This window comes from Enterobacter asburiae, assembly GCF_008080435.1.
Classification (GTDB): domain Bacteria; phylum Pseudomonadota; class Gammaproteobacteria; order Enterobacterales; family Enterobacteriaceae; genus Enterobacter; species Enterobacter asburiae_C.
The window spans coordinates 1-8,012 of sequence record NZ_VRKN01000038.1 but is presented as its reverse complement, the minus strand read 5'-3'; the positions used below and the strand labels follow the sequence as shown (position 1 = coordinate 8,012).

Here is an 8,012-nt window from a genome sequence, read left to right as displayed (position 1 = left end):
ACTGACGCTGACATCGGACGAGAAGACGTAAAGTGACAGACGTGACAAAATTTTGGACGGTTCCCGCTTACACCCCCTAATAGAAGTGCCGCAACTGCATAAACAAATCGAGACAGCGGCGGCTGGATGATGATTGATTGGGCCTACAGGTTGGGCACTTTGAGCGATTAAATGAAATTAATTACAACGCCAGGCGCTACCAGTGATAACAACGTTAGTTTCCTGAGAGCCGCCGGCATTCCCATCATAATAACCGCTATTGCCCGCGCGGTTGGTAATCAGTGAGACAGTGTTTCCACCTAACTTTGCTGTCTGGTTACGTAGCGAGTTTAATGCGCCAGTTTCCAGATTAGCATTTGAAGTCCAGCCCCCGGTGAGGAAGTTACCCTGCCCCCCCGTGACCGTTCCCAGAAAGGTGCAGTCGCCCTTTGGGTCGCCATTAGTCACACGAACGGATTGTGCCCTGGAATCGAGCTGATTAGCGCTGCAAGCGGTTAACAGCAATGGAATGATCAACGCTACTTTCTTCATATACTAGCCTCTGCTAACTGTGGGGGTAAGTGTTATGTTAAATAATAAAGGCTTAGTTTCAACGACAGCTAAATCGATCCAAAATAATTGCAGGGGTAAAACTAACTGTCTAACCATATATCATGAAAGGTAGGGATACGTCAGGGGGCTGTCTGTTCATGCCTGAGTAGGCTATTTGGACTGTGCTGGAAAGAAAGCGAAAAATGATGTGAGCTGGATGGGATGATAGGCCCGTAACAAACAATGGATAAAGCCAAAAAATAATTTTGCATAAATTATAATTTGAGGCCGCAACCACTTTATGTAAAAATGATTGCGGTAATTATTATTTCTTTCCTGAAGCTGAGAACAAAGCTACGGTGCCTATTATTGTTATTTCAGAGCTTTTAAAATGTTCTGAAAGTATTTTTCTTAAGTGCCTTTCGGAGTCATTCTTATTGGAGAAGATACCTTTGCTATTGTAAATACTCATCAGCCTCTTTCCGAAGCCATTGTGTTTTACCCCATCGCCGAGAATTGTTGCACCGTATAGCACTCCACTATTGGTTAAGGCCATTTGGGCATTTTTTATGACAATCTCTTTTTCTGCCATGTTTCCCGGCAGACAATGAAGAAGATAAAACATAGATATGGAGTCAAATTTATTACGGAGTGATTCGGAATAATCCTCAAAGACATCGTGCTTAATTTTACTTTTAATTCTTGCTTCACCAACTCTTGCTGATGCAGCCTCCAGGCTGGAATTATTCAGATCCATAAGTGAAATGGTGCTGTCACCTGGAGCATGAGTTAAGTAGTAACCGGTTCCTACTCCGACATCCAAATGATTCGAGCTGAGATATCGCAAAAAGTGAGGAAGTAGATACTTTTTTGTCGGGCAGCGCCATGCAATATCATTGGAAATATTTAGCACCCACCAGTCATAAAGCTTAAGCGTTAATGGTGTGTAGGCCTTAGCCCCTTCATCAGTCTTCTTATTCATTGATTTCACCTTGTAACAGTCATTGCAGTGGATTACATCAATAATCCGCACGAATTACAAGGTGATAGAGCCGCAACCCGTCGTAAACAAGAACGGGCTGCAGCTGGTTGTCAAGTGTTCATGCCAAGCTACCGAATTGCATTTTACTTCAAAGACATTTTGGTGTCTCTTGTCTAACTTTCTATTCAGAATATTCCCTAAGTAACCATTTCGAACTTCTGCCTGGCTTTACCGGAGCAGGGAATTCGCCCCTCTTTATTAGTGAATAGAAGTATTTTGCTGTGAACCCTGAATCGTTAGTTATGTACTTCAGGTCAATAAATGAATCATCAGAAAGGTTAGTTCTTGCTTTGGGCATCATGTATATATTTCCTTTAGTCGTGGACTTGTTGAAAATGTGCGAAGTTAAAAATTAACTTTACCGCTACTTATCCTCCCTTGATGCTCGAACTTTTTCAGCTATCCATGCTTCAACTTCTGTTGATACCCACCTAACGGAACTACCTATCTTGATAGACTTTGGGAACTCACTTGCGTTCATCCACTTGTAAATAGCCGTCTTTTGGAACCCAACAGCGCGGCAAACCTCTTTTAGATCTATTAAATATATGTTCAACTGGTAGTCTCCCCATTAAAGAATGTATGTGGTTATGGAATATCAAACAGTTCGAATAGAGCCAAATAAATGGGTTACTGAGTCGTTATTGATGGCGATCACCGGCCTCACAAAGAACGCAATCAGATCTGCACGGGAAAATTATGGATTGAGGGAAGGGAGTATCGACACTATTCAGGCGATTGCCAACCTAAGGACAACAGTCCGATAATGTATAATAGGCTAGAGATTGATAATTGGATTTTATTCAGGAAAGATAGTCATGCGAATAATTAGCATGTCACAAATAACGCTTTTGTAGCGTTAAACGCAGTATGTCCTGTAGAATTTTAATATCTTAGGGTTGGTAAAATCGGATGTTTCAAAACTGCTCAAGACACGCTGAAGTACCGCTTCATCCATATCAGCATGAGGAGTAAGTTCTCCGCTTTGCTCGCGTGAAATCACGTTTGGCACTTTCCATACGATAGCATCTTCGTAGTAAACATAGCTGTCATGGGTGACAAAAGGATGCTCTCCTGCATGAAGGATACATGCAGGATCACAGTAAGCCGGTGGGGGATAAACAGAAGAAATGTTCACTACCAGAATACAGTCGCAACCATGTATCGGGTAGTGGACCGGATCATTACAGATGATATGCAAATGATCGCTGCCGCCAACAGGTGCTAAAACCGTGCCTTTCCTGTAAGGGGCATACTGTCGCGTCATGCAAGTTGCCTACTGAATTGTTTGAGCGCATCTCTTTCACGCATGTGACGAATAAGTTCATCAGCTTCTGATTCGCTTTTCCCTCCAGCCATAAGAATATCCTTCGGGCTGATCGGAACTGATGAGCCATGCGGATTCTGCCACTCAGCGCAAACTCGATGAGTCAGATCGCAAAGTTCGAATCTTTTGTACTGGCCATACTCATCAAAAATTTTATCGAGAATGCGTTTGTTTGCCTTGTTAAGCTCATCAAAAGCATCATCGTCATCGAGTCCGTTGACTCGTTTTTTAAGTGATACTTCAAAATTTGCTTCGCCAGCTATCCAGTCATCCCAGGGGGATTCTTCCTCTGGGCTTCCAGATTTCAACAGATCGTATGTCCTCGACAGGACCGGTCCATTGTTCATTGATACGGCACGATCACCAGTCATGGAGTCGCCGTAAGTGATCATGTATTCCCTGTCAGCCAGGTACAGCAACTTCATGAGTTTGATGTATGCCATGCGCCCACCGCGTCTTAGCAGCAGATAGCCAGCCATTTGCGCTGTTTTGCTTTCGCTATACATACTCAACCTCCAGAGTAAACATTGTGTTTACTTTATAGCTAGCTTACTCAAATTTGATGAGTTAAGCAAAGTGAATAGATATGAGTGAATAGACCCGGGTTTCGTAGACACTTTTTTGCCTCATAATGGAGGCTCAATGAAGGAGTGTTTATGTCAGCCAAAAATTTCACTGAAGAATTCAAAATTGAAGCCGTAAAACAGATTAACGAGCAGGGATACCCTGTTTCTGAGGTTGCGGCACGACTCGGTGTTTCTACCAACAGCCTTTACGCGTGGATTAAGCGTTACCAAAAACCTGAACCACAGCGAAAGCAGGACGATGCCCTTCAGCACGAAGTAAAGCGCCTCAGGCAAGAACTTAAGCGGGTGACTGAAGAGCGAGATATTTTAAAAAAGGCCGCCGCGTACTTTGCAAGAACGTCAGGCTGAAGTACGCCTTCATTAAACAAATGTCGTCCTTTTATGCTGTACGCCGGTTGTGTCTGGTTCTTGGCCTCCATTACAGCGGTTATTACCAGTGGCTAAAGCGACCTCAATCTTTGCGTGCCAGGCAAGATGAGCGCCAAACAGGTCTCATTAAGCAGCTGTGGCTTGAAAGTGGTACGGTTTATGGTTATCGAAAAATCTGGCTCGATATGAAAGACTTGGGTGAACGCGCTGGGCGTAACAGGATCGCGCGCCTAATGAGGCTTGCAGAGTTGGCTTCTCAAACCGGATACCGGAAACGACGCTATTACGGCGGCGGAAAGCCTTCAGTTGCCAGCCCTAATTACCTTGAGCGCCAGTTCATTGTTCCTACCCCAAATACTCATTGGGTGAGTGACATGACCTATATAAGAACGCATGAGGGTTGGTTGTATCTGGCCGTTGTTCTCGATCTCTTCTCGCGCCGGGTTATCGGCTGGAGTATGGGTGGGCGAATGACAGCAGAGTTGGTGATGGACGCCTTGTTGATGGCGGTGTGGCGACGCAAACCAGCGGCAGAAGTACTAATCCATTCGGATCAGGGTTCTCAATATACGAGCGAAAGATGTCAGCACTTTATGACAGCTCACAATTTAAAAAGCAGTATGAGTCGTCGTGGTAATTGCCATGATAACGCGGTGGCAGAAAGTTTTTTCCAGTTGCTGAAACGAGAGCGCATAAAGAAACGGATCTATAAAAATAGAGAAGAAGCAAAGGCTGATATCTTCGATTATGTAGAGATGTTTTATAATGCTAAACGTCGGCATAGTGCCTGTGAAGATCAACCCCCTGCAGTTTATGAAAGTGCCTGGTTCATGAGGCACGCTACCGTCTAGGAAACTGGGGTCTATTCAGAGTAAGCATGAAAAGCAATGAATGTAAAACATATAAATAACACTTCCTTGTAACGGTGCTAGCTGAACTCGCTTGCCTGAATGTTGATGCACTTTGCTCAATACCAGACATCTCGCATTAGACGACGACATGCTACGAGTAGAGTTACAAGGCCATGGCGGCACTAAAGGATCGTGCTTACTGGACGATGAGTGAATAGTTGTTTTGACGGCTTGAGACTGTAATTAAAATTGTGTAATTGCCTGTTTTTGATATGTTCACTCCAACAATGGAGACAGGCAAATTATGGACGAAAAGAAACTCAAAGCCCATGCAGTTGAACTGGCTGAAGGTCTTAAAACCGAAGCCGACCTCAATCAGTTTTCCAGTATGCTGACGAAATTAACCGTCGAAACGGCGCTCAATGCGGAGCTGACTGACCATCTCGGGTATGAGAAAAATGCCCAAAAAAGGCGCTAATACCCGTAATGGCTATTCATCAAAAACGTTGCTGTGCGATGACGGCAAGATCGAACTTAACACGCCGCGCGATCATGAAAATACCTTCGAGCCCCAGCTGATTAAGAAGCACCAGACGCGCATTACCCAGATGTACAGCCAGATTTTATCCCTTTACGCCAAAGGTATGACTACCCGCGAAATCGTCGCCACCTTCAGAGAGATGTACGACGCCGATGTGTCACCCACGCTGATATCTAAGGTCACCGACGCGGTAAAAGAGCAGGTTGCTGCACCTTTAGCTGGTTATTTATCACTCAGCCAAAGTAACCATTTTGATGAGGAAACAGTGCGCGTTCGGTAATAAAAATGCTGAGTCAATGCGCCGGCCAGGGTAGTTGACGTCTAATATCCAGAGCAAATGTCGTTAAAGAGTTCATATTTTCTCCAGGCTGTTATTTGCTGTTATGTATTCAGGTGCAGATAGTTCTCTGGCTGATTTAATTAGGCCACACTCTTCCCGGTGAAAGCGGCTAAAGGTGTGCTTTGAACCAGGCAACCTGAACGTCTGAAATGCTCGCCTGTAGACACATCGTAATGGCGGGCACCGCGTTCTTCAAAAAGTTGCTTATTCTTTGCACCAATGGCATCGAACAGGGCTTTACCCTGCTCAGGCGGGTTGACAGTATCTTCCGCGGCAATCACCACCAGAGAAGGGCAGGTTACCAGCGAAGCATTCCGGGCCGGCTTATACTGCAGCGTTTCCCTGACCGTCAGGAATGGGATTTTGATGTCCATTTTCGGATACTGAGTCTTATTTTCCTCAAAGAAAGCAATCCCCCTTCCCGGGCGGCCTTTCACCCCGCTGACGTATCCCGATAGTCGCGCTGAACGCAGGTAATCCCGTGATGCATGGCAGGTCCGCGCCTGCAGCCTGGCTTTACGTCACGGGGACTACGCATACAACCTTGCCTTCCGGCGGGAGGGCAGGGTATCAGGGGGACGCAGTGGCAGGCCGGGTCGCAAACAAACTTTCTTACATTTTAAACACGCTGTGCTCCGGATGCCTCTCCCCGGGGATGTCCGGGTAAAATAACGCAGTCCGGCCCCGGCGGGGCGCTGACATCCCCTCCGTCGCCCGGAGGGGGACGGAAGCCGTTTTCACGGATTTCCCCCGGGCGTGCATCCGGTGAGGTTACTCCTGGACTGGCTCTGCCGGTGCCCGGCGGACAGCGTTCCGGGCGACAGTGACCGCAACGCCGGCAGTCCGGCGCTCGCTGCCGCCGTGCGGGCCCTGAAAAAAACGCGCCGTGCTGTATGATATATTTAAGTATAAAAATTTATTGAAAAGCCCCGGATCTGGTGGGAGCAGTTTTCTTATGTGAAATGTTGCTTATTATACTGCTGTTATTCGCTTGTTCCTCAGCGCGTAATAAACCGTTACCTTATTCTTAACTCCCTGTTTTATTTACCTTCGTGTTTTTCCTGAATCCCCCCGTCCGGGCAATCTGTAAAAGAAAGAGCAATACTCACCATCACCCCTTCTCAGCGGAGTTCATGATGCTGATTAACCTCTTTGGCGAGCTTTACGGTCCGGTCGTCATTGCCGCCTTTTCCGGCGCCATGCTGTTTATCCTTCTCCAGCACACCTTCAGGGGACTGAACAAACTGCTGGTCTTTCTGGTGTCGTTCTTTATGGGGATAACCGGGGCGGACACTGCCGTATCCCTGGCGCAGCGCTATCTTCCGGCAGACATCCATATGGACAGGGCGGTGGGGGCGTTTCTCTGCAGTGCCCTTATCGTTTCGGTGGCCATGACGGTGATATCCCGGGTGGAGCATCACCGGCATACCGGCCACCAGGCATAAAGCGGGGTCAGTGCATGAACGACTATCTTCAGCCATTTCTGCTCAACGTGAACGCCGTTGTCTGCGCGGTGACCGCCGGGAGGCTCTTTTCCTGGCGTCTTTCCCGTCGTCCGGCCAGCTTCATGCAGGGGCTGGTTATCTATTTTCTGATTGTGTCGTGTGCCACCGTCACCATCCGGACCCTGACCGGGGAATACTACTACGCCGACTGGTCCGAGGCGGTGATTAACGCCGCGCTGTGTCTGTTCTGTCTTCTGAAAGCCGGCAACCTTTTTGAACAGGAGCCCTTCCATGAAAACCGGTGAGAAAGGTCTGGCACTGATTAAGCATTTTGAGGGGCTGCGCCTGCGGGCGTATCGGTGCTCGGCAGACGTCTGGACCATCGGCTACGGCCACACGGCCGGCGTCAGGCCCGGGGATGTGATAACCCCGGAACAGGCCGATGCGTTTCTGCGTGAGGATGTGGCGGATGCTGAACGCGCCGTGGGCCGTTTTGTCCGCGTTCCGCTCACGCAGTGTCAGTTCGATGCGCTTGTTTCCTTTACGTTTAATCTCGGTTCCGGAAACTTGCGTACCTCCACGCTGCTGAGATTGCTGAACGCCGGCGATTACCCGGGGGCCGCAGGCCAGCTGCTGCGCTGGGTTAACGCCGGCGGGAAACGGCTCCCCGGACTGGTACGGCGAAGGGAAGCAGAAAACGCACTTTTTCTGGAAAGATAAAACTGAAATATTGTACCCAGTTCTGTCCGTTAAAATACTGGAGAATTCCAGAGATGGTAGCGTGCTTTTTATAACAGGAAAGAAAAATTTAATAGTAAATGATTTTTTGAAAGCCAGATGGAAATGCAGCACCCTGCCAGTTGTACTGGCGGAATTAATTAACAGTCACTGCAGAAGGGGTAAATATTATGGCCGCGACCACCGATGAAATTTCAGTACAGTATCCTATTCCTACCTACCGCTTTATTGTCACCCTGGG

General features: G+C 47.5%; 9 protein-coding genes and 3 pseudogenes. 6 read left to right on the top strand and 6 right to left on the bottom strand.

Annotated features, from left to right (window positions below; translation table 11 throughout):
• Positions 1-177: 177 nt before the first annotated feature.
• The 3 genes from FU672_RS24440 to FU672_RS24425 all read right to left on the bottom strand — a co-directional run bounded on the left by FU672_RS24440 (position 178) and on the right by FU672_RS24425 (position 2,129).
• Positions 178-531 (bottom strand): DUF4156 domain-containing protein, encoded by a 354-nt coding sequence (locus FU672_RS24440; protein WP_148245182.1) that lies wholly within the window; start codon positions 529-531, stop codon positions 178-180.
• Positions 532-856: 325 nt separating this feature from the next.
• Entirely contained in the window at positions 857-1,513 is a 657-nt protein-coding gene (locus tag FU672_RS24435; RefSeq protein WP_148245181.1) for a class I SAM-dependent methyltransferase, read from the bottom strand.
• A gap of 424 nt (positions 1,514-1,937) precedes the next feature.
• Positions 1,938-2,129, bottom strand: coding sequence for a helix-turn-helix transcriptional regulator (locus FU672_RS24425; protein ID WP_148245179.1), 192 nt, complete (start codon positions 2,127-2,129; stop codon positions 1,938-1,940).
• Between the two features lie 34 nt (positions 2,130-2,163).
• Between FU672_RS24425 and xisR the strand changes: the two are divergent.
• A pseudogene (gene xisR / locus FU672_RS24420) lies at positions 2,164-2,405 on the top strand (excisionase family protein).
• A gap of 27 nt (positions 2,406-2,432) precedes the next feature.
• Here xisR and FU672_RS24415 read toward each other — a convergent pair.
• A complete protein-coding gene (locus FU672_RS24415) occupies positions 2,433-2,840 on the bottom strand; it encodes a hypothetical protein (RefSeq protein WP_148245178.1) in 408 nt (135 codons plus the stop codon).
• The gene (locus FU672_RS24410) at positions 2,837-3,406 is read right to left on the bottom strand and encodes a Panacea domain-containing protein (protein WP_262349067.1); all 570 of its coding nucleotides are present in this window, start codon (positions 3,404-3,406) and stop codon (positions 2,837-2,839) included. The genes FU672_RS24415 and FU672_RS24410 overlap by 4 nt, the downstream gene beginning before the upstream one ends.
• 150 nt (positions 3,407-3,556) lie before the next feature.
• Between FU672_RS24410 and FU672_RS24405 the strand changes: the two genes are divergently transcribed.
• A protein-coding gene (locus tag FU672_RS24405; RefSeq protein ID WP_148245176.1) for an IS3 family transposase occupies positions 3,557-4,707 on the top strand; the annotation gives its coding sequence in 2 pieces (ribosomal slippage) (positions 3,557-3,794 and positions 3,794-4,707; 1,152 coding nt in all).
• Positions 4,708-5,011: 304 nt separating this feature from the next.
• Positions 5,012-5,453: pseudogene (locus tag FU672_RS24400) on the top strand (transposase); the annotation flags it as partial.
• A gap of 244 nt (positions 5,454-5,697) precedes the next feature.
• On the opposite strand, the pseudogene FU672_RS24395 reads toward FU672_RS24400, so the two are convergent.
• Positions 5,698-5,998: pseudogene (locus FU672_RS24395) on the bottom strand (UilS family quorum-quenching N-acyl-homoserine lactonase); the annotation flags it as partial.
• Between the two features lie 723 nt (positions 5,999-6,721).
• Between FU672_RS24395 and FU672_RS24390 the strand changes: the two are divergent.
• Genes FU672_RS24390 through FU672_RS24380 form a run of 3 tightly spaced genes read left to right on the top strand, consistent with a single transcriptional unit; the run spans position 6,722 to position 7,753 of the window.
• Positions 6,722-7,033, top strand: a complete 312-nt coding sequence (locus FU672_RS24390) for a putative holin (protein ID WP_148245175.1) — start codon at positions 6,722-6,724, stop codon at positions 7,031-7,033.
• Between the two features lie 14 nt (positions 7,034-7,047).
• Complete coding sequence (locus FU672_RS24385; protein WP_148245174.1) at positions 7,048-7,338, top strand: phage holin family protein; 291 nt, start codon at positions 7,048-7,050, stop codon at positions 7,336-7,338.
• Positions 7,325-7,753: a lysozyme gene (locus FU672_RS24380; protein ID WP_148245173.1), complete on the top strand. Its 429-nt coding sequence runs from the start codon at positions 7,325-7,327 to the stop codon at positions 7,751-7,753. Before FU672_RS24385 ends, FU672_RS24380 begins: the two co-directional genes overlap by 14 nt.
• The last annotated feature ends 259 nt before the right edge of the window (positions 7,754-8,012 follow it).